We start from the raw sequence: 21,043 nt of genomic DNA on the forward strand, positions 1-21,043 counted from the left end.
CTGATGTTAGGCGGCAAGGCAACAAAGTATTCAACACTTACGAATTCAACTGAAAGGAAAGCATCATGGGAAAAATCATCGGTATCGACCTGGGCACGACTAACTCCTGCGTGGCCATCATGGAAAACGGCAAGACCAAGGTGATCGAGAACGCCGAAGGCGCCCGTACCACCCCGTCCATCATCGCCTACATGGAAGACGGTGAAGTATTGGTGGGTGCGCCCGCCAAACGTCAGGCCGTGACCAATCCCAAGAACACCCTGTACGGCGTAAAGCGCCTGATCGGTCGCCGTTTTGAAGAGCCGATGGTACAGAAAGACATCAACATGGTTCCCTACAACATCGTCAAGGCCAAGAACGGCGACGCATGGGTGAAGGTGCGCGACAAGGAAATATCCGCACCGGAAATCTCCGCCGAAGTGCTGATGAAGATGAAGAAGACCGCCGAAGACTACTTGGGCGAACCCGTCACCGAGGCCGTCATCACGGTTCCGGCCTACTTCAACGACAGCCAGCGCCAGGCTACCAAGGATGCAGGCCGCATCGCCGGTCTGGACGTAAAACGCATCATCAACGAACCGACCGCAGCCGCACTGGCTTTCGGTCTGGACAAGCAGGAAGGCGACCGCAAGATCGCGGTGTATGACCTCGGCGGCGGCACGTTCGACATCTCCATCATCGACATCGCCGAGATCGACGGCGAGCACCAGTTCGAAGTGATGTCCACCAACGGCGACACCTTCCTCGGCGGTGAAGACTTCGACATGCGCGTGATCGAATTCCTGGTGGACGAGTTCAAGAAGGAAAGCGGCGTCGACCTGAAGAAGGACATGCTGGCCTTGCAGCGCCTGAAAGACGCGGCAGAAAAAGCCAAGATCGAACTGTCTTCCGCACAGCAGACCGAAGTGAACCTGCCTTACATCACTGCCGATGCGACCGGCCCGAAACACCTGGCCGTGAAGATCACCCGCGCCAAGCTGGAAAGCATCGTGGAAGACCTGATTGCACGCACCATCGAGCCGTGCAAGATCGCGATGAAGGATGCGGGCGTAACCAACGCCGACATCGCCGACGTGATCCTGGTGGGTGGTCAGACCCGTATGCCCAAGGTGCAGGAGAAAGTTAAGGAATTCTTCGGCAAGGAAGCGCGCAAGGACGTGAACCCGGACGAAGCCGTGGCGGTTGGTGCGGCGATCCAGGGCGGCGTGCTGCAAGGCGAAGTGAAGGACGTGCTGTTGCTGGACGTGACTCCGTTGTCCTTGGGTATCGAGACCATGGGCGGTGTGATGACCAAGCTGATCAAGAAGAACACCACGATCCCGACCAAGGCCTCGCAAGTGTTCTCTACCGCCGACGACAACCAGTCCGCCGTGACCATCCATGTGCTGCAAGGGGAACGCGAGATGTCTTCCGGCAACAAGAGCCTGGGCCAGTTCAACCTGTCCGACATCCCGCCCGCACCGCGCGGCATGCCGCAGATCGAAGTGACCTTCAACATCGACGCCAACGGTATATTGCACGTGGGCGCGAAGGACAAGGCCACCGGCAAGGAAGCCAACATCACCATCAAGGCCAGCTCCGGCCTGAGCGAAGAAGAGATTCAACGCATGGTGTCGGATGCCGAAGCGCACGCGGACGAAGACAAGAAGGCCGTGGAACTGGTGACTTCGCGCAACCAGCTGGATGCGTTGATCCACTCCACCAATAAATCGATGAAGGAATACGGCGAGCAACTGTCTGCCGATGAAAAGTCAGCCATCGAAGCCGCACTGAAAGATGCGGAGAGTGTGGTCAAGGGCGACGACAAGGCTGCCATCGACGCCAAGGCTGAAGCACTGGCAACTGCCGCGCAAAAGCTGGGCGAGAAAATGTACGCTGCCGAACAGGCCAAGGCCCAAGGTGCACAGGGTGGTGCTGCCCCCGGCCACGAAGCCAAAGCTGACGAAGGCGACGTGGTGGATGCAGAGTTCACCGAAGTAAAAGATAAAAAATAAGGAGCAAGGCAACGAGGATTGCGGAGCGAGAAATACCTTAATCGGGTAACTCGCCCTTCAATCCTCAAGCCTTTTCAGCATGAGCAAAAAAGACTATTACGAAGTCCTCGGTGTCAATCGCGATGCCTCGGAAGAAGAGATCAAGAAGGCTTATCGCAAGCTGGCGATGAAGCACCATCCCGACCGCAATCCGGACAATCCGAAAGCGGAGGAACAATTCAAGGAGGCGAAGGAAGCCTACGAGACCTTGTCCGACGGGCAGAAACGTGCTGCTTACGACCAATATGGTCATGCGGCATTCGAAGCTGGCGGCATGGGAGGCGGCAGTCCGTTCGGAGCCGGCGGTGCACAGGGCTTCGACTTCGGCGACATCTTCGGCGACATCTTCGGCGGCGGCCGCGGCGGGCGCAGCCAGGCCCATCGCGGTGCCGACCTGCGCTACAACATGGAGATCACGCTGGAAGAAGCCGCGCGCGGCGCGGAAAAACAGATTCGTATTCCGGTCATGGAGGAGTGCGAGACTTGCAGCGGATCCGGTGCCAAACCCGGCACCAGTGCCACCACCTGCCAGACCTGTGCAGGTCATGGCCAGGTGCGCATGCAACAGGGCTTCTTCTCGGTCCAGCAGACATGCCCGCGCTGCCATGGCAGCGGCAAACAGATCAGTTCGCCGTGCAAGGACTGCCACGGCACAGGACGAATCAAGAAACAAAAGACGCTGGAGATCAAGATCCCGGCAGGTATCGACAGCGGCATGCGCCTGCGCCACAGCGGCCACGGCGAAGCCGGCAGCCACGGCGCGCCGCACGGCGACTTGTACGTGGAGATCCACATCAAGCCGCATAGCGTATTCCAGCGCGACGGCGACGACCTGCATTGCGAAATGCCGATCAGCTTCGCCACCGCGGCATTGGGAGGCGAAATTGAGATACCGACCCTGGACAGCAAGGCCAGCATCAAGATTCCCGCCGAGACCCAGAGCGGCAAGATCTTCCGTTTGCGCGGCAAGGGCATCAAGGGCATGCGCACCCATACCCATGGCGACCTGCATTGCCATGTCGTGGTGGAAACGCCTGCCAAGCTGACCGATCGCCAGAAGGAATTGCTGCGCGAGTTCGAGACCATCAGCCAGAATGACAGTGAACGGCACAGCCCGCGCGCCAAGTCGTGGATGGGCAAGGTGAAGGATTTCTTCGCGCAGTAATCTTGTGCAACGGCGCGGCGATTGATTTATGATTCGCCGCGTCGTTCAACTTGCACAAGGAGCTCCTTCAATGAGTATCACTATTATCCTTCTCGGCATCTGTGTCGTTGCACTGATCTACGGCATCACCCTGTACAACAATCTTGTCAGTCTCAAGCATGCCGTCAGCAAGGCCTGGGCAAACATCGACGTTCTGCTCAAGCAGCGGCATGACGAACTGCCCAAGCTGGTCGAAGTGTGCAAGCAATACAAGCAGTTCGAACAGGAGACATTGCAGCGCGTGATCTCCGCACGTTCGCAAGTACAAGCCGCGCGCGAGGGACAAGACATCGAAGCCCTGGGCAAAGCGGAAGGTGCGATGCGGGCCAGTCTGGGCGGTCTGTTTGCGGTAGCCGAAGCCTATCCCGAATTGAAAACCAACCAGAATTTCATGCAACTCCAGGCCCGCATCACCGGACTGGAAAATGGCATTGCCGACCGGCGAGAGTTGTATAACGATTCGGTGAACATCTATAACGTCGGCATAGAACAATTCCCCGGTGTACTCATCGCCAACATGTTTGCCTACACTGCAAAACCCTTGCTGGAGTTCTCCACTGCCGAAAAAGCGGATGTGGATATGAAGTCACTGTTCAGCCAATAAAATTGGAACGATTTTCGTCGCGCTTCAACTCATGTCTTTCACACTCCGGCGTGATCGACTAATTAAATTATCCAGAGAAAGGAAAACATCATGAAGAAGCTGCTCGCATTGCTCTGCATACTGGGAATCGCACAACCAGCGATGGCCGCCAGCATTTCCACGCTAGGCGCCCTCAATCAAACGGATTTCCGCACACTTTCCGAAGATCTCGGCGCCGCATTGAGCTACAAGCCGGTCACTCCGGCAACTCCGCTTGGCGTCACCGGATTCGACATGGGCATAGTAGTCACACAGACCGACATGTCCAGAAGTTCACAAATCTGGAGCAAAGCCACTGGCGGCGGCAGTTCTATCAGCAACCTGTACATCCCCAAGCTTCAAATTGACAAGGGGTTGCCGTTCGGCATCGATGTTGCAGCTTTTTATTCCAAGATACCCACCACCAACATCTCGCTTTACGGCGGTGAATTGCGCTATGCGATTCTCGATGGTGGCCTCGCCGAACCCGCAGTCGCCATTCGCGGCTCCTTCACCAGGCTGGGCGGAGTAGATCAACTATCTTTCGATACCAAAGGGCTGGATCTTTCCATCTCCAAGGGCTTCGCCATGTTCACTCCCTATGCCGGTGTCGGTGAGGTCTGGGTCAACAGTTCTGCAAATGTCACCGGTCAGGGTGGCACTGCCTTGTCGCAATCTTTCACTCAGGGCAAGGTATTCGCCGGTGCGAACCTGAACCTCGGCTTCAGCAACCTGGCTGCCGAAGTGGACAAGACGGGTGGCATACGGTCGATCAGCATGAAACTGGGTTTCCGTTTCTGACAAGCTGCCCCAGCTACGCGTAGCCAAAGAGGACGGCGATGCTGACCACCCTCCGTCGCGAATACACACAACACATCACCTCCGGCGGACAACTTCTCCTGTTGCTCGTCGGCATCAAACTGAAATCGCCTGCCGGATGGTTGTGGTGCCTGGGCATCATGGCTGTCGTCAGCCTGTTCGCGTGGTACTCCACCCTGTACCGCCTGCGTGCGATCAGCGGCACACCCACATCGCGCATCGCTTCCGCCGCGCAAGGCTATGTGGAGTTGATCGGACAGGGCAGAGCGGACGGTGTCCCGATACTCTCCCGATATTCAAATCTGCCCTGCCTGTGGTGTCGCTATAAACTCGAGCGCAAACGCAGCGACAACAAGGGATGGAATACCGAGGAACACGGCGAAAACAGCGCTCCGTTCATCATTGACGACGGCAGCGGCCGGTGCGTGGTCGATCCGCAAGGTGCGGAGGTGCTGACCAAACACAAGGACAGCTGGACCAAGGGCGACTATCGATACACTGAATGGCGACTGCTGGATATCGACTACATCTATGTCCTGGGCGAATTCAAGACAGTGGGCGGCAGCAACACGACCCTCACGCAAGACGACTTGGTCAAGCAAGTGCTGTCCGAATGGAAAGCGGATAACGCCAACCTGCTCAAACGCTTTGACCTCGACAATAACGGTGTACTCGACATGCAGGAATGGATGCTGGCGCGCTCGGCCGCCAAACGCGAAGCAGAAAAACGCATGAACGAAGTGCTCGCGGAACCGGATGTCAATTTCATGCTGCAGCCGCGTGACGGGCAGCTGTTCCTCATCAGCAATTTCGACCAAGACAAGCTCGCGCTTCGCTACAAACTGTGGGCATGGGCGCACATCGTCATCCTCTTTGGCGCACTTCTCAGTATGGCCTGGATAGTGAGGCAGCCCTGACTTTCGGAAATCTTTTTCTCTGAAATGGTCTAATATAAGTTGATGGTGGGAATGCGGGAAATACAACCACCACCGGTATTGTTTTCCCCTGGACATCGGGTATCCGTTTGCAACAAACAGAGAGGAGCTTGCGATGAAAAACTATCTTGCCATTGGGCTTTTCGCACTATCAGTTTCACTGCCTGCCTATGCAGCACTCAGCACCGGTGCAATAGCGCCGAATTTTGTTACCCAGGCATCACTGGGCGGCAAAGTATTCACATACTCCCTCGGCGATGCACTGAAGAAGGGGCCTGTGGTGCTGTATTTCTATCCGGCCGCGTTCACAAAGGGCTGTACGATCGAAGCACATGACTTTGCCGATGCCATCGAAAAATACAAGGCTCTCGGTGCGACAGTGATAGGTGTTTCGCATGACGATATCGAGAAGTTGAACAAGTTCTCAGTGAGCGAATGCCGGGAAAAATTCCCGGTGGCGGCCGATCCGGACCAGAGCATCATGAAATCCTACGATGCGATACTCGCGGCAAAACCGGAATATGCCAACCGGGTTTCCTACGTCATCTCCCCCGCCGGCAATGTCATATTTTCATACGCCGACATGAACCCGGACAAACATGTCGAATACACGCTTGAAGCCGTGCGGAAATGGAATGCGGAACACAAGCCGAATTGACCCAGAGGGAACAAAAAGGCGTTATCAGGAATCTCTTCGGAACTCCCTATTTGTTCTCCAGCGCCTCCCAGCGCGCCATCAGCTGCAATAACTCGTTTTCGATCTCTGTTGCACGCTGCTGAAGTTGTTTGGCATGCGACGGATTGTCGCGAAAAAGCGCACCCGCCCCCAAGGCTGCAGTGATCTCCTCCTGCTCGCGTTCCAGCACTTCAATGCGCTGCGGCATCTCGTCCAGTTCCCGCTGCTCCTTGAAACTGAGCTTGGCCGAAGTCTTCGGCTTCTCCGCAACGGCCTTGGCCGCCGACTTCTGTGGCGACGCGGCTGATGACTTTTGAGCAGATTCGAATTTCTTCACGCGCACCCAGTCCTCGTAACCGCCGACGTATTCCATCAGCTTGCCGTCGCCCTCGAAGGCAATCACTTGCGTCACCACATTATCGAGGAAAGTACGGTCGTGACTGACGATGAACAACGTACCGTCATATTGCATCAGTAATTCTTCCAGCAATTCCAGCGTTTCGATATCGAGGTCGTTGGTCGGTTCGTCCAGCACCAGCACGTTGGAAGGCCGCGTAAACAGGCGCGCCAGCAACAGGCGGTTGCGTTCGCCGCCGGAGCAGCTCTTTACCGGCGAACGCGCGCGTTCCGGTGCAAACAAAAAGTCGCCGAGATAGCTGATCACATGTTTCTTCGCACCGCCGATCTCGATGAAATCCGAGCCCTGGCTGATGGTGTCTGCCAGCGTGGCGTTGTCGTCGAGCTGCGCGCGCAACTGGTCGAAGTAGGCCACGCTTAGTTTGGTGCCCAGTTTCACCTCGCCGCTGTCCGGCTCCATCTCGCCCAGAATGATCTTGAGCAGCGTGCTCTTGCCCGCACCGTTGGGGCCGAGCAAACCGATCTTGTCGCCGCGCTGGATGCGGCAGGAGAAGTCGTCTATGACCTTGCGCGTGCCGAATGACTTGCTGACATGCGACAGTTCCGCCACCAGCTTGCCGGAGCGGTCGCCGACGTCCAGATTCATCTCCACCTTGCCGAGCTTTTCACGCCGCGCCGCACGCTCCAGCCGCAACGATTCCAGCCGCAGCACACGCCCCTCGTTGCGCGTACGCCGCGCCTTGACGCCCTGACGTATCCATACCTCTTCCTGCGCCAACACCTTGTCAAACTTGGCATTCACCACCGCCTCGTCCGCCAGCATGCGCTCCTTGATCTTCTGGTACGCCGCGAAGTTGCCGGGAAAACTCGACAGCTTGCCGCGATCGAGCTCGACGATGCGCGTGGCGACGTTATCCAGGAAACGCCTGTCGTGCGTGACCAGCAGCACGCTGCCGCGGAAGCCCGTCAGCAGCCCCTCCAGCCATTCGATGGAGGCAAAATCCAAATGGTTGGTCGGCTCGTCCAGGATCAACACTTCCGGTTCAGCCACCAGCGCCTGCGCCAAGGCCACGCGCTTGCGCACACCGCCGGATAAGGAACCCACCAGCGCTTCAGGATCGAGTTCGAGTCGCTGGATAGCGGTCTCGATGCGCGCCTGTACCGCCCACCCGTTCTGCGCTTCCAGTTTGGTCTGCAGCGGTTGCATCTCTTCCAGCAGTTTGTCGTAATCGGCATCGGGTTCGGCCAATTGGTGCGACAGATGGTGGTAATCCGTGATGAGCTGATGCAACTCGCCGAGGCCGCGCGCCACTTCGTCGAATACCGTGGCATTGGCATCCAGCACCGGCTCCTGGCTGACAAAACAGATACGCGCGGAGGGCTGGCGCCACAGTGTCCCGTCGTCGAGATGCGCCTGTCCGGCGAGCACCTTGAGCAGGCTGGATTTGCCCCCGCCGTTGCGCCCGATCAGCCCGACGCGTTCCCCTTCGTCGAGTTGAAATTCCACATGGTCCAACAGTGCTACGTGACCAAAGGCCAGCGAGGCTTTATCCAGCGTGATATACGGCATTTAACTTTTCTTTTCTTGTGGCAGTGAGGATTGATAGAGCAGCGAAAACCCGATGGCAAAACAGCCCATCGCGAAGTAACCGAAAGCCGTGGTGAATGTATCCAGAACCAGATGCGTGTTGTGGCCCTCGATACCGGACTCGAATAACTGGAACACGAACAACAGACACGCCAGTACATTTCCCGCCAATAACACCCGTCGTCCAAGTTTGTAACCATTGCCTTCCGGTTTTCCTTGCGGTGGCAAGCCACGCATGAAGTGCCATGCCACATAGATGATCAGCAGCAACAGCAGCGCGCCGACGATGCGCCCCGCCACACTGCCTTCCGGGGTAGGCGCGCCCAGCATCTCCAGCAGGGCATTCCCTGCTGCAGCCACCCATCCCATGGCCAGTGTCTGCAACATAAAGAACCACGCGGCAAATATGTTCAAATTTTGATGTTTCATTACTTTTCTTTCGCAGCCAGCTGCTGTAAATCTTCGATGATTTCGGTCGAGTGTCTGGAAGTCTCGACCTTTGTGTACACTTTGACGACTTTGCCTTTAGGGTCGATCAGAAAAGTGTAGCGTTTGGCGAACTTGAACAGCCACAGATTCATCAACGCACCGTAGCGCGCCGCCACCTCGGCGGACTTGTCCGCCAGCAAAGGGAACGGCAGGTGATATTTTTTGGCAAATTCGGCATGGCTGTCGCTGGCGTCCACACTGATACCCACCACCTGCGCACCCAACGCCGCCAGCTTGTGCAAGTCATCGCGAAAAGCGCAAGCCTCCTGCGTGCAACCCGGCGTATCGTCCTTGGGGTAGAAATACAGCACCAGCCATTTACCCGCGAATTCCTCGAGGTTATGCCGCACCCCGTTCTGGTCGGGCAAATCGAAGTCCGGCGCACCCTCGCCCACCTTGGGCAACTCACCCGCGCGCGCCATCTGGCTCACCAGTAAAGATAATGAAGCAAGCAAACCGAGCAGAATCAGCCATTTCATGAGGCTCCCCATGTCTTCGGATAATTGGGGGACGGATTTTACGTTAGAATGCGCCCGATTCTGAATGATTCGCTCAGGTCCTCGTAGTTAAATGGATATAACCGGCCCCTCCTAAGGGTCAATTACAGGTTCGATTCCTGTCGGGGACACCAAATATCCGATCACCCCATCCAGTTTGTGCCGGGAACCATAACATTGCCGCTCTGGCAGGCTTATGCTTCCAAATCAGCGACGGCAAAGATATCCATTCAACTTGAAGTTCTTACGAAGTCCGCCAAGTCGGTCAAGCTTTTCCCCACCAAATCAGGCACTGCGCCGAGCCTTTCTACGGGAAGATTAAGACGATTAACCCAGAAAGTTGTGTAACCGAATGACTTCGCCCCAGCCGCATCCCATCCGGCAAATGGGACAAAGAGAATTTCCTCTCGTTTCAGATTAAACGCATCGATCGCCATCTGGTAAGCGCGAGGGTCGGGTTTATACGTTTTTATTTTGTCGGTGCTAAGAACATGTTCAAAAACACCCTCAAGTCCGGAGTTCTTAATGCCTGCGTCGAGTATCTTGGATGTTGCGTTGGATAGAAACGCCAGTCGGATGCCATTACTTTTAAGTGACTGTAATGCTGGCGGCACATCGGGCCAAGCCCTGAGTTCAAGATACTTACCCATCAGTAGTTTGCGTTTGTCCGGAGTCAAATCAAGCTTCAGCATTTCGCATGAAAACACCAAAGCATCTTCCGTTACCTGCCAGAAATCCGCATAGTGGCCGGATAAGGCGCGCAACCACTGATATTCAAACTGTCTGGTGCGCCATGCGTTGCTGAGTTCAGCGCCACTGCCAGGGAAGAGTTGCTCAGCAAGCGCAAAAACAGATCGTGGATCAAAGATCGGAAAAGCATCGAAGGCAATAGCTTTGATCTTTTGTTTTGCACTAGCATGAGCTAGCGGGATGGACGCCAGAAAGCCAGCTGCAGCGCCTGCGGCGGCGAGATTGAGAAACTCTCGGCGATCTAATTGCATGATGAGCCCTTCCTAAAAGTACTTTGAAAGAAAATTTGTGTATTAGCGACCAGGCCAAATGAACTCGACCCGGATTCCACTCGGTTCATAGCACATCAGATGTTTTGCAGGCCCTTGCCCTAATAGCTCTGGAGAAAATTCAATTTGGATGTCGTTGGTGATTAGCCTTTCATGTATATCGTTTAGATCATTTTCATTTCCAACCTGAAACGCCACATGATGCAGGCCGACATTCCTGTTCTTATTGAATTGATTAGACGGCTGCTCCTTGATCGTCCAAAGGGTCACCATCATGGTGCCATCGCTGACATAGACGGCAGGATATTCCTCATTCCTGCGTACTTCTTTCCAGCCCAGTAGGGATACAAAGAAGTTTGCACTTTCTTCCAACTTGGAAACCGTTAAACCGATGTGATGCGCCCCTTGGGTAATCGGCCTGAAATAATCTCTGCGCAGTAATTCCATCTTCAGAAAATCGGTCAGCTTATGATTGACGACCAATTGGCATTCGCCGCAGGGGGAAAATCGCCGCTGCCTGTACAGCTCTATCGCTCTCGGGTTGTTTTTGCGAACAATGAGATGAATGCGTTGCAATCCAAGCTCATCGAAGCCTATCTGCAAAGTTCTGTCACTGATGATCCGGCCAAAACCACGGCCAATTTTGTCCGCACGCAAGGCAATACGAAACTCGGCTTCGCCTTGCGCGTTCAGGCAAAGGATAGTGAAGGCGATCAGTTCACCTGACTGCTCCGCGACATAAATCCGTGCATTCGGCTGGCCACGGAATTGCGCAATCCAGCCAGTTTGTCTCAGGGCATGATCCAGAGCCGCGAATTCCGCCGGATAGGGCGGCCAGTTTTCGATGGTAATTTCATCTTGCGCCGCAAAAGCACGCAATTGAATCATGTCATCCGATTTGCAATGCTTCATACAGCGACTTCCAAACCGCGCGCTCTGCGGTTAGATCGGTAGATCGAATCGCGTTCCGCTGCGTTGCCCTGTCGCAACATCTCTACCCATTCGGCAGCCGACATCACCGCCGCAAAGCGCGATTGCAGCACCACGCTCATCACCCGATGTATTTCCTCCGCCGTCACCCGACCGGCGCGATTCTCATACGACACCGAGCCGGAGGCGTCGCTTATGAATTCCACCGAGAAGCCACTATGGAAGGCATGCAGCATGGTCGATAGGTTGCAGTTATGAGTCATATAACCGACCACCGCAACGGTATCGATGTCGCGCTGGCGTAGCCATGCTTCCAAGTCAGTCCCCGCAAATGCGCTGGGTAATTTCTTGGCAACATAATGGTCGTAAGGACGCGAAGCAACGATCTCGTGCAACGCTACTCCTGCAGAGCCTTCGGCCATGAATGGAGCGTTGGGGGGCAGGATATTCTGCACGACCACCACCGGAATCGCAGCAGCGCGGGCGGCATCCATAACTGTCCCGATATTGCGCAATGAGTCTTGCACCTCGGGAAATTCAATCGGCAATTCTCCGCCAACGTAATCATTCTGGACATCGACAACAATCAAAGCACGGCGTGTCATAGCGGCCTCCTTACAAGTTGATCAAAACGAACAGGGCGAAGTATTTCCGGCTTTGGCTTTTGACATAAGTGGCCTGAATGCCATTTTCAGATACAATCGGGCCATTATGAAAACTCCTGCAAAAAATTCGGATTTGTACGCTGTCATCGCTTTCAATGGCATCAGTCCATTTCATTTGTCAGTGCCTTGCATCATTTTTCGCCCTGACGCCAATAACAGTAAGGTGCCCGATTTCAAGCTTAAGGTGTGCGCGGCTGACCCCTCTCCCATACAGACCAACGCCGGTTATGCGATCCATGCCACACACAGTTTCGCCGCGCTCAAAGATGCAGGAACGGTCATCGTACCGAGCTGGCACGACACCGCTGAGTTACCGCCAAAAACGTTGATCGATGCGTTGCGCAAAGCTCATCAGCGCGGCGCCAAAATCGTCAGCTTTTGTCTCGGCTCATTTGTGTTGGCTGCGGCAGGACTGCTGGATGGTCGCAGGGCAACCACCCATTGGAAATGTGCGGCTGAATTGGCAGAGCGGTATCCGCTCATCGATGTAAAGCCTGATGTCTTGTATGTAGACGAGGGGGACATCGTTACTTCTGCCGGATGTGCCGCAGCCATAGACTGCTGCCTGCATTTGCTGCGTACGGAGCATGGAGCCGAAGTCGCAAATCACATTGCACGACGCATGGTCGTTTCCCCATTTCGGCAGGGAGGGCAGGCTCAATTCATCGAACAACCCGTATTCAGCTCGGTTACACCGGACCGTCTTTCTCTACTGATGGATTGGATGTCCCAAAATCTGGATGCTGCGCATACTCTGGACGATCTGGCAGAACGGGCATTGATGAGCCGCCGAACGTTTACGCGCCGGTTTCGCCAGATGGCAGGAACAACCGTTGGGGAATGGTTGCTGAACCAGCGTTTGGCCTTGTCGCAACGCATGCTTGAAACGACCGACAAGCCGATTGAGATCGTTGCAGAAACGGCCGGGTTTGCTTCGCCCGCGATATTCCGCCGCAGTTTCGGACAAGCATTCGGCATCAAACCTTCAGCCTATCGCAAAGAGTTTCGCGGCGAGTAGGGTTGCATGAGCTCAACCCTCAGGGAAATATACAAAGATTACACAGCCATGCTTTGACTGGGGGATATGCGCGGAGTCAACGGGATTGTGAATGAAAGTACCTGCCGAATAATCGTGGACACCGTCGCAAAACACGCCAGATACCACGAAGATTTCTTCAGGGCCGGGAGAGTGGGTATCAAGGGTTGTGAATTTGGCACCGGCGTCGATTTCGAGAATCTGGGCCTTGGCACCGTTCGCTCCCTGCCAGAGAATACGTTTTCGAATCCCCGGAAAGATTTCCTTCGCAGGAAGGTCTCGCCAATTCGCCGAAACTACGCCTTCAAGGTTAATCACCATCGCACTCCTTCGATTGATTCAACATAACAGTTATAAGTCAGGGTTGGACAACATCGTGGCAACTCCAGTTTGCACATTGATGCCGTTTTGGTGAGGCTGAGTCCATTCCATTGCTTTCAAAATTTTCGGGTGATCCAGTCTTCCTTCCTTACCTGCGAGCATCCACTCGCCAACCAGTGTGCAACTGTTCGTTTTTCTTATCGTCACCTGTCCCAGCGCAGGCAATTGCTCAATTGCGTCCGAGTAGCTCAGTAATTTAGTCTTGTTAAATCTTTGATAAATTTAGATATTTATTGCATTTTACGCAAACCGATGACACTATCAAATAACCACACTACTAACACGCCCTCAGCCGTTTTTGACTAATGGATTGTTATCGAAGCCGAAACAAACTGGTGTGGCAAGCGCAAGTTTTCATAAACTTATTTTGGAGGTGCAATCGTGTTAGGACTATCTCTTCCGGTTTTCTTCGTTATGGCTCCATTTATGCTGCTGTCCTTCATGATTTTGTTGTCCGGGAAATCTTAAAGAAGAAACGTCAATTTGCTTTACCCTAAACTGCAATATCAGGGTTGGCCTGGCTTTAGCCAGGCCTTTTTATTTCGAATATCTCCCGATACGGAAGCTAAGGTTCAATCATATCGTCCGCACAATATATAATTGAAATTATGGATATTTTTGCATATTGCTCATTGCGGGATAAAGCTGCACCTGGCGCGCACCCAATAAAAACTTACCGTCGAATTCGCAAGCAAGCGCAATTCCTAAAATCCATTTAATGATTTTTTCGGCTGACGGTAGTTAGATTCCTTCACTTGCCTGTAACATGACCTAAATCGAGAATAAGGCCGCCCAAGACCAAAAAGTATTCAGACATTCCATTACCCTGGCCAGTGAATTCGGCGCGCACAATTGGGGAAGTCCAGCTGGTTTAACAAGCAAATTATTGCCCGTTTGATTTGTACTGCTTTATTCGTACTGTCGAAGCAAATTGAAGCTGATGGAGACACAGAATGGATGGCCCCCGACTTAACCGTTTGAGCAAACTTGATATCAAAAGGATCGTTCTGATCTATGCCGTCTTTGCCGGACTGTGGATTGTGCTTTCGGACGAGGCTTTGGAATGGTTTATCGGAGACTCGTCAACCCTCCAGATCGCACAAACTTTCAAGGGCTGGTTTTACGTAGCAGTCACATCCCTGTTGCTCTACTTCCTGCTTAAACGAACAGTCGAACGGAACGACAGCACCTACGAACCGCAACAATACGTCGGCCTTGTCAACTGGAAGCCCTGGCAACAATATCTTTTCGCAGCAACAGTCACGCTCACCACATTGCTGTTGCGCGAAAGCATCTCCATATCTTTCGGGGAACGACCTCTGCTGATTCTGTTCATGTTCCCCGTCATTCTGAGCGCGGCGATCGGTGGATTCGGTCCCGGCATGATCTCCACTTTCATTGCAGCTGTTTACGTCATCTTTATTGATTTTTCCACTGCCGCAAGCTTGCAGTTGGAGCATTCCTACGACTTGCTTCAACTGGGATTCCTGATCGTAAACGGCTTGCTCGTCAGCATCCTGAGCCTGATGCTGCACGAAGCACGACACAAATCCGACCAGGAACGCAAAAAAGCGCTGGCCAGCCTGGATGAAAAATCCCGGGCATTGCAACTGCTCGATGCCATTACCGAAGGTTCCACCGATGCGATTTTCGTCAAGGATGTCGATGGACGCTACCTGCTGTTCAATCAGGCCGCGGCACGCTTCGTCGGGAAGTCCGTTCAGGAGGTCATTGGCAAGGATGACGCCGGTATCTTTCCGCCCGATCAGGCCGCTCTCATCCAGAGAAACGACCGCGAGGTGATGCAGGACAATCGCGTCACGACTTTTCAGGAGAATCTCGACACCAAAGACGGCAAATCGTTTTTCCTTGCCACCAAGGGCCCATTGCATGACGACGCAGGCAACGTGACCGGCGTGTTCGGCATATCACGCGACATCACCGGGATCAAGACGACCGAATTTGCGTTGCGCCGCGAACGCGACCTCAGCCAGCGCTACCTCGATACGGCCCAGAGCATCATGGTCGCCTTGGATGATGCCGGTCGCATCACCATGATCTCCCGCTACGGCTGTGAGTTACTGGGTTACCGCGAAAACGAACTGCTGGATGAAAACTGGTTCAAGACGTGTCTGCCGCAGCCGGAAGGAATGGAGACCATCCTGCCGATATTCCGCCGGATCCTGGCGGGAGACCTTGAAGGTCATCAGCATATGGAAAATGCGGTGCTTTGCCGCGACGGCAGTCAGCGGATGATCTCCTGGCGTAATAATTATTTCAGGAACGAAGCGGGCAACATCGTCGGCACGCTCAGCTCGGGCGAGGACGTTACCGATCGCAGAAAAGCGGAGGAAGCCCTGCGCGCGAGCGAGGAGACTTACCGCTCGCTGTTCGAGCACATGCTCAACGGCTTTGCCCATTGCCGCATGCTATATGTGAACGGCCGCCCCGATGATTTCATCTACCTGAACGTCAACGACGCGTTCACCTCCCAAACCGGACTGAAAGATGTCGCCGGACGCAAGGTCAGCGAAGTCATTCCCGGGATCCGCGAGGCCGATCCGGAATTGTTCGAGAAATACGGACGTGTCGCTTCGGGTGGCAAACCTGAACACTTTGAACTTTTCGTTCAAGCTTTGGATATGTGGTTCGCGGTTTCGGTATACAGCCCAAAGCCGGAACATTTCGTCGCCGTGTTCGATGTCGTCACCGAACGGAAAAAGGCAGAACTGGCGCTGCGCGAAAGCGAGGAACAGTTCCGCGCGCTGGTGGAACAATCCCTGGCCGGAATATACATCCTTCAGGATGGTCAGCTCCGTTACGTCAATCCCGGTTTCGCCGCAATCTTTGGCTATAACTCGCCGGATGCGTTGATAGATATGGTGCCCGCCATCGAACTAGTCATCCCGCAGGATCGTGAAAAGGTATTGGAAATAACCAGCAAACGCGAACCGGGAGAATCTGATGCCATCCATTACACCACCAAAGGCCTGCGCCGCGACGGTGCAAGTATCGATCTGGAGGTATATGGGCGCCGTTATCAATATGCAGGACATACGGCCATCATTGGCATGCTTCTGGATATTACCGCACGCAAACAGGCCCAAGCGCAGCGCGACCTGTTCAGCGACGCACTGCGCCAGTCGGCGCACCCGCTATTGCTGGCTGACGCCGAGTTCCAAATCACCTATGTCAATCCAGCCTTCTCAAATCTATTCGGTTACCCGCTGGCAGATGTGGCAGGCAGGCATGTCTCGCTCATCATCCCCGCCACCGGCAAGTACACATCCGAACGCGATGAAATTATCATACATCTCCAAGAGTCCGGAAATTGGTCGGGCGAGGTGGACAGATTAGCCAGCGATGGTTCGCTGATCCCCACCGCAGTGACCATCGCTTTGATCCGGGGCGAAGGCGGCAAGTGCGCCGGGTATGTGGCCAGCTACCTCGACCTGCGACCGCTGCGTGAAAAAGAGTTGACGTTGCGCAAACTCTCTCTGGCAGTAGAACAAAGTCCGGAGAGTATCTATATCACGGACCTCAATGGCAATATCGAATACGTCAATGAATCTTTTGTGCGCAACACCGGCTATGGCCTCAACGAAATCATCGGCCGCAACCCGCGTATCCTGCATTCAGGCAAGACGCCGAGAAGCACGCATGAAGATCTCTGGCAAAACCTGCTGGCCGGCAATACCTGGCAGGGGGAGTTCTACAACAAACGCAAGGACGGCAGCGAATACACCGAACACGCCATCATCAGCCCGATCCGCCAGCCGGACGGGCGCATTACGCACTATGTGTCAGTTCAGGAAGATATCACCGAAAAAAAGCGCGCCGAAGCCGAGATCAACCGCCTGGCCTTCTATGACACACTCACGGGACTTCCCAATCGCTCCCTGCTGCTGGAGCGTATGGCTCAGACCCTGGCCATGACCCGTCGATTCAGCCATCACAGCGCGATGATCTCGTTCAACATCGATCGCTTCAAGACCATCAACGATGCGGGCGGCCAGACACTGGGAGATGCACTGCTCAGGGCGGTGAGCGAACGGCTGATTTACAGCATGCGTGAAGGAGATGTCGTTGCACGTATTTCCGGGGACGAGTTCGGCATCCTGCTGACCGACCTTTCACCGCAACATCAAACTGCTGCGCATCTTGCCCTGCATATCTCGGAGAAAATTCATTCCGGTCTGCGGGAACCACTGCATATCGGCAATGAACACCTCGCTCTCACTGCATGCCTTGGCATCGCGCTCTTCCCGGAAAGCGACGAAGACCAGCCGCTGGACATCCTTCGCCGCGCCAATACCGCGCTCCATCACGCCAAAACGAGGGGAAGAGGACAGACTGCATTCTTTGAAGGCGCTTTGGATGAGATTGCCAAGCAACGCTTCGATATCGAACGCGAATTGCACCAAGCCATCACGGCCGACGAGTTGAGGGTGTTCCTGCAGCCACAGGTGGATGCGGCAGGCAGCATCGTCGGGGCGGAAGCGCTGGTACGCTGGCAACATCCGCAACGCGGACTGGTAGCGCCGGGCGCATTCATCCCGATCGCGGAGGAATCGAATCTCATCGTCGAGATCGGCAACTGGGTATTCACCGAAGTTTGCCGTCTGCTGACGCGCGAGGATATGGTTGCCCTGCCGATCCGCATCGCGGTCAACATCAGTCCGCGTCATTTCCGCCAGCCCGATTTCATCGACCAGATCAAGAACGGGCTCGCCAGCACAGGCGCCGACCCGACGCACCTCACATTGGAAGTGACGGAAGGTCTGGTGATCGACAACATCAATGATGTGATCGCCAAAATGACCGAATTAAGCGCGATGGGCATTCACTTTTCGATGGACGACTTCGGTACCGGCTATTCTTCGCTGTCCTACCTGAAGCGCCTGCCCATCCATGAACTCAAGATAGACAAGAGTTTTATCCAGGATCTGACCATCGATCCCGAGGACGACGCCCTGGTTGAAGCCATTCTTGCCGTGGCAAAACTCATGCACGTGAAAGTTGTGGCAGAAGGCGTGGAGACAGTCGAACAGGCCGCGTTCCTGAATCTGCGCGGTCCGGTCATCCATCAGGGCTATCTGTTCGGCAAGCCGGAACTGGCTGAAACCGTAATCGCGAACTTCGTCGGAAAAAATTAGTCAGCCACGATCGGCACCCGCGCCGTCAGCGCGCACATCAACTCGTAGCTGACCGTTCCGGCCGAACTTGCGACATCCTCCACCGGCAAGCCGGCTCCCCACAAGGTGACGCGGCTGCCGACGTCGGCATCTGCTATCCCGCTCAGGTCGACACCCAGCATGTCCATCGACACGCGCCCCAAGGTACGGGTGCGCTGTCCATTCACCAGGACCGGCGTGCCGGTCGGTGCGTGACGCGGATAGCCGTCGGCATAGCCGCAGGCCACCGTACCGATGCGCATGGTTGTACCGGCACGAAACAGTCCGGCATAGCCGATGCGGTCACCTGCTTTGACATCGCGCACCGAGATGACCCCGCTGCTCAATGTCATCACAGGTCGCAGGCCGAGTTGCTGTGCACTGGTATCGGCGAACGGCGACGCACCGTAGAGCATGATGCCGGGACGCACCCATTCGCTGTGCGAGGACGGATAACGCAGCAGCGCGGCGGAATTGGCAAGGGAGCGCGGCGCGCGGTAGGTCGCTGTCAGACTCCTGAAACGTTCGAGTTGGTCCGCAACGCCTTCCGCTTCATCAGCATGGGAGAAGTGCGTCATCAGGGTGATTTCTCGCACCGCCGGATGCGATTTCAGCTTTTCCATGGCTGCCGGAACCTGCTCCGGTACAAAACCCAGACGGTTCATGCCGGTGTTGATCTTTAGCCACACCTGCAAGCTGCTGCGGCGCGGGTAGGCATCAAGCATGTCGAGTTGGTGCATGCTGTGGATGACCGTAGACAATTCGTATTCGGCGATCAACGGCAGCTCGTCTGCACTAAAAAAACCTTCCAGCAACAGGATGGTCTGGCGAAAACCGGCTTCGCGCAGGGCGATGGCGTCGCGCACATCAAGCATCGCAAAACCTTCCGCCTCGCCCAGCGCCTCGGCCACGCGCAGCAGACCATGGCCGTAGGCATTGGCCTTGACGACAGCCATGATGCGGCTGGAAGCATGACGGCGCGCTACTCGCAGGTTGTTCTGAAGGGCGGAAAGATCGATATGGGCTTGTATCGGGCGGGACATGGATTCAAGGCTGAAGCAGTTAAACTGCCGCGAATGATAGCAGGCCATAAATTTTCGTGTTATAAAAGACTGTCCCACAAAAGATAAATCTATAGTGAATCGCGGCATTTATACCATCCTGGCGGCGCAGTTCTTTTGGCTCCGGCCAGACAAAGAAACCGTCTTTAACGCGCTACGCGCATTAGCCTCCGCCGAAAGAACTGGAACATGAACCGCGGTTTTTACACCATTCTGGCGGCGCAGCTCTTTTGGTTCCGGCCAGACGAAGAGACCGTCTTTAACGCGCTATGCGCGTTAGCCTTCGCCGAAAGAACTGGAACATGAACCGCGGTTTCTACACCATCCTGGCGGCGCAGTTCTTTTCAGCGCTTGCCGACAATGCGCTTCTGTTCGCCGCCATCGCCCTCCTCAAGCAGGAAAACTCCCCCGGCTGGCATACGCCTGTATTGCAACAATCGTTCATCATCTCGTTTATCGTGCTGGCGCCGTTCGTCGGCGCGTTCGCCGATTCGCTACCCAAAGGGCGCGTGATGTTCATCAGCAACGCGATCAAGATGATGGGCTGCCTTGCCATGCTGTTCGGTGTCGATCCTCTTTTCGCCTACGGCCTTGTCGGTTTCGGCGCGGCGGCCTATTCGCCAGCAAAGTACGGCATCCTCACCGAGTACCTGCCGCCGGAAAAACTCGTGCTGGCAAACAGCTGGATGGAAGGCCTCACGGTTGCTGCAATCATCCTCGGTGCGGTATTGAGCGGCATCCTCATCAGCCCTTCTATTGCCGATGCGATGCTGCACTGGTGGGATGTGCCGTTCATCGATACGGGTATCGATACCGCGCCCGAACTTGCCATCACTATTGTCCTCGGGCTGTATTTTGTTGCCGCAATATTCAACCTTTACATCCCGACTCTTCCCATCGACCACAAACCGTTCAGGCGCAACCCGGTATTCCTGATCAAAGAGTTTGCCCACTGTTTCAAATTATTGTGGAAAGACCCGCTGGGTCAGGTCTCGCTTGCCGTGACCACCTTGTTCTGGGGTGCGGGTGCGACATTGCGGTTGCTCGTACTGACCTGGGCTGCGGTCGCGCTGCATTACGACATGAGCAGTGCCGCCAAACTCACCGCCTGGGTCGCCGTAGGCATCGCGATCGGCGCAATATTGGCGGCACGCATGGTCAAACTCGATCATGCCGTGAAAGTATTGCCGGTCGGTATCGGCATGGGCCTGCTGGTGCTGGTGATGACGCCCGTTACCAGCCCGCTGCTTGCCACCCTGCTGCTGATCGGTATCGGCGCAATGGGCGGTTTCTTCGTGGTACCGATGAATGCCCTGCTGCAACACAGGGGGCACTTGCTGATGGGAGCCGGCAGTTCCATCGCCGTGCAGAACTTCAACGAAAACATCAGCATCTTCCTCATGCTGGGAATCTACGCCCTGATGGCGAAACTCGATTTCTCGATTTACACCATCAACATCGTGTTCGGCCTGCTGATGGCCGGCATCATGAGTCTGCTTTACAAGAAACACGGCCACGACCAAGATACCGGCCTTACTTAGCCTCCACCAAGGAGTT

The 21,043-nt window shown here is 55.1% G+C and carries 17 protein-coding genes and 1 tRNA gene; 10 read left to right on the forward strand and 8 right to left on the reverse strand.

What is annotated here, in order from left to right:
• Positions 1-65: 65 nt before the first annotated feature.
• The 6 genes from dnaK to QOY30_RS11005 all read left to right on the forward strand — a co-directional run bounded on the left by dnaK (position 66) and on the right by QOY30_RS11005 (position 6,271).
• Complete coding sequence (gene dnaK / locus QOY30_RS10980) at positions 66-1,994, forward strand: molecular chaperone DnaK (RefSeq protein ID WP_283744658.1); 1,929 nt, start codon at positions 66-68, stop codon at positions 1,992-1,994.
• A gap of 79 nt (positions 1,995-2,073) precedes the next feature.
• Complete coding sequence (gene dnaJ / locus QOY30_RS10985) at positions 2,074-3,198, forward strand: molecular chaperone DnaJ (RefSeq protein ID WP_283744659.1); 1,125 nt, start codon at positions 2,074-2,076, stop codon at positions 3,196-3,198.
• 70 nt (positions 3,199-3,268) lie between these two features.
• Positions 3,269-3,841, forward strand: a complete 573-nt coding sequence (locus tag QOY30_RS10990; protein ID WP_283744660.1) for a LemA family protein — start codon at positions 3,269-3,271, stop codon at positions 3,839-3,841.
• Positions 3,842-3,931: 90 nt separating this feature from the next.
• Entirely contained in the window at positions 3,932-4,660 is a 729-nt protein-coding gene (locus QOY30_RS10995) for a DUF6588 family protein (protein WP_283744661.1), read from the forward strand.
• 38 nt (positions 4,661-4,698) lie between these two features.
• Entirely contained in the window at positions 4,699-5,595 is an 897-nt protein-coding gene (locus QOY30_RS11000; protein WP_283744662.1) for a hypothetical protein, read from the forward strand.
• Between the two features lie 133 nt (positions 5,596-5,728).
• Positions 5,729-6,271: a peroxiredoxin gene (locus tag QOY30_RS11005; protein WP_283744663.1), complete on the forward strand. Its 543-nt coding sequence runs from the start codon at positions 5,729-5,731 to the stop codon at positions 6,269-6,271.
• A 46-nt stretch (positions 6,272-6,317) separates the two neighbouring features.
• On the opposite strand, the gene QOY30_RS11010 is transcribed toward QOY30_RS11005, so the two are convergent.
• From QOY30_RS11010 to QOY30_RS11020, 3 genes are read right to left on the reverse strand one after another with little or no spacing between them, the layout of a single operon-like run.
• Positions 6,318-8,216, reverse strand: coding sequence for an ATP-binding cassette domain-containing protein (locus QOY30_RS11010; RefSeq protein ID WP_283744664.1), 1,899 nt, complete (start codon positions 8,214-8,216; stop codon positions 6,318-6,320).
• Positions 8,217-8,663, reverse strand: coding sequence for a hypothetical protein (locus tag QOY30_RS11015; RefSeq protein WP_283744665.1), 447 nt, complete (start codon positions 8,661-8,663; stop codon positions 8,217-8,219).
• Positions 8,663-9,202 carry a peroxiredoxin gene (locus tag QOY30_RS11020; RefSeq protein ID WP_283744666.1) on the reverse strand — a complete coding sequence of 180 codons (540 nt, stop codon included), beginning with the start codon at positions 9,200-9,202 and terminating at the stop codon, positions 8,663-8,665. Before QOY30_RS11020 ends, QOY30_RS11015 begins: the two co-directional genes overlap by 1 nt.
• A gap of 77 nt (positions 9,203-9,279) precedes the next feature.
• On the opposite strand from QOY30_RS11020, the gene QOY30_RS11025 reads away from it, so the two are divergent.
• Positions 9,280-9,354, forward strand: a tRNA-Arg gene (locus tag QOY30_RS11025).
• A gap of 96 nt (positions 9,355-9,450) precedes the next feature.
• On the opposite strand, the gene QOY30_RS11030 is transcribed toward QOY30_RS11025, so the two are convergent.
• The 3 genes from QOY30_RS11030 to QOY30_RS11040 are packed head-to-tail and all read right to left on the reverse strand — an operon-like array spanning position 9,451 to position 11,774.
• The gene (locus QOY30_RS11030; protein ID WP_283744667.1) at positions 9,451-10,221 is read right to left on the reverse strand and encodes a haloacid dehalogenase type II; all 771 of its coding nucleotides are present in this window, start codon (positions 10,219-10,221) and stop codon (positions 9,451-9,453) included.
• A gap of 42 nt (positions 10,222-10,263) precedes the next feature.
• Complete coding sequence (locus QOY30_RS11035) at positions 10,264-11,151, reverse strand: GNAT family N-acetyltransferase (protein ID WP_283744668.1); 888 nt, start codon at positions 11,149-11,151, stop codon at positions 10,264-10,266.
• A complete protein-coding gene (locus tag QOY30_RS11040; RefSeq protein ID WP_283744669.1) occupies positions 11,148-11,774 on the reverse strand; it encodes a cysteine hydrolase family protein in 627 nt (208 codons plus the stop codon). Before QOY30_RS11040 ends, QOY30_RS11035 begins: the two co-directional genes overlap by 4 nt.
• 106 nt (positions 11,775-11,880) lie before the next feature.
• Between QOY30_RS11040 and QOY30_RS11045 the strand changes: the two genes are divergently transcribed.
• Positions 11,881-12,852, forward strand: a complete 972-nt coding sequence (locus QOY30_RS11045; protein ID WP_283744670.1) for a helix-turn-helix domain-containing protein — start codon at positions 11,881-11,883, stop codon at positions 12,850-12,852.
• A gap of 12 nt (positions 12,853-12,864) precedes the next feature.
• Here the strand turns inward: QOY30_RS11045 and QOY30_RS11050 are convergent, their stop codons facing one another.
• Positions 12,865-13,191: a cupin domain-containing protein gene (locus QOY30_RS11050; protein ID WP_283744671.1), complete on the reverse strand. Its 327-nt coding sequence runs from the start codon at positions 13,189-13,191 to the stop codon at positions 12,865-12,867.
• A gap of 1,013 nt (positions 13,192-14,204) precedes the next feature.
• Between QOY30_RS11050 and QOY30_RS11055 the strand changes: the two genes are divergently transcribed.
• Positions 14,205-18,407 (forward strand): PAS domain S-box protein, encoded by a 4,203-nt coding sequence (locus QOY30_RS11055; RefSeq protein ID WP_283744672.1) that lies wholly within the window; start codon positions 14,205-14,207, stop codon positions 18,405-18,407.
• Here QOY30_RS11055 and alr read toward each other — a convergent pair.
• Positions 18,404-19,468 carry an alanine racemase gene (gene alr, locus QOY30_RS11060; RefSeq protein ID WP_283744673.1) on the reverse strand — a complete coding sequence of 355 codons (1,065 nt, stop codon included), beginning with the start codon at positions 19,466-19,468 and terminating at the stop codon, positions 18,404-18,406. The genes QOY30_RS11055 and alr overlap by 4 nt on opposite strands.
• A gap of 320 nt (positions 19,469-19,788) precedes the next feature.
• Here alr and lplT point away from each other — a divergent pair, with 320 nt between their 5' ends.
• Entirely contained in the window at positions 19,789-21,027 is a 1,239-nt protein-coding gene (gene lplT / locus QOY30_RS11065) for a lysophospholipid transporter LplT (protein ID WP_283744674.1), read from the forward strand.
• The last annotated feature ends 16 nt before the right edge of the window (positions 21,028-21,043 follow it).

Origin of the sequence: Sideroxydans sp. CL21, assembly GCF_902459525.1 — a bacterium.
In the GTDB taxonomy this organism is placed as follows: Bacteria; Pseudomonadota; Gammaproteobacteria; order Burkholderiales; family Gallionellaceae; genus Sideroxyarcus.

Bases quoted from the DNA above. Each gene is read 5' to 3' on its own strand.
- QOY30_RS11040 (WP_283744669.1), bottom strand. From the start codon at position 11,774: ATGACACGCCGTGCTTTGATTGTTGTCGATGTCCAGAATGATTACGTT.
- dnaJ (WP_283744659.1), top strand. From the start codon at position 2,074: ATGAGCAAAAAAGACTATTACGAAGTCCTCGGTGTCAATCGCGATGCC.
- lplT (WP_283744674.1), top strand. From the start codon at position 19,789: ATGAACCGCGGTTTCTACACCATCCTGGCGGCGCAGTTCTTTTCAGCG.
- QOY30_RS11055 (WP_283744672.1), top strand. From the start codon at position 14,205: ATGGATGGCCCCCGACTTAACCGTTTGAGCAAACTTGATATCAAAAGG.
- QOY30_RS10990 (WP_283744660.1), top strand. From the start codon at position 3,269: ATGAGTATCACTATTATCCTTCTCGGCATCTGTGTCGTTGCACTGATC.
- QOY30_RS11010 (WP_283744664.1), bottom strand. From the start codon at position 8,216: ATGCCGTATATCACGCTGGATAAAGCCTCGCTGGCCTTTGGTCACGTA.
- QOY30_RS11020 (WP_283744666.1), bottom strand. From the start codon at position 9,202: ATGAAATGGCTGATTCTGCTCGGTTTGCTTGCTTCATTATCTTTACTG.
- QOY30_RS11045 (WP_283744670.1), top strand. From the start codon at position 11,881: ATGAAAACTCCTGCAAAAAATTCGGATTTGTACGCTGTCATCGCTTTC.
- alr (WP_283744673.1), bottom strand. From the start codon at position 19,468: ATGTCCCGCCCGATACAAGCCCATATCGATCTTTCCGCCCTTCAGAAC.
- QOY30_RS11005 (WP_283744663.1), top strand. From the start codon at position 5,729: ATGAAAAACTATCTTGCCATTGGGCTTTTCGCACTATCAGTTTCACTG.
- QOY30_RS11035 (WP_283744668.1), bottom strand. From the start codon at position 11,151: ATGAAGCATTGCAAATCGGATGACATGATTCAATTGCGTGCTTTTGCG.
- QOY30_RS10995 (WP_283744661.1), top strand. From the start codon at position 3,932: ATGAAGAAGCTGCTCGCATTGCTCTGCATACTGGGAATCGCACAACCA.
- QOY30_RS11000 (WP_283744662.1), top strand. From the start codon at position 4,699: ATGCTGACCACCCTCCGTCGCGAATACACACAACACATCACCTCCGGC.
- dnaK (WP_283744658.1), top strand. From the start codon at position 66: ATGGGAAAAATCATCGGTATCGACCTGGGCACGACTAACTCCTGCGTG.
- QOY30_RS11050 (WP_283744671.1), bottom strand. From the start codon at position 13,191: ATGGTGATTAACCTTGAAGGCGTAGTTTCGGCGAATTGGCGAGACCTT.
- QOY30_RS11030 (WP_283744667.1), bottom strand. From the start codon at position 10,221: ATGCAATTAGATCGCCGAGAGTTTCTCAATCTCGCCGCCGCAGGCGCT.
- QOY30_RS11015 (WP_283744665.1), bottom strand. From the start codon at position 8,663: ATGAAACATCAAAATTTGAACATATTTGCCGCGTGGTTCTTTATGTTG.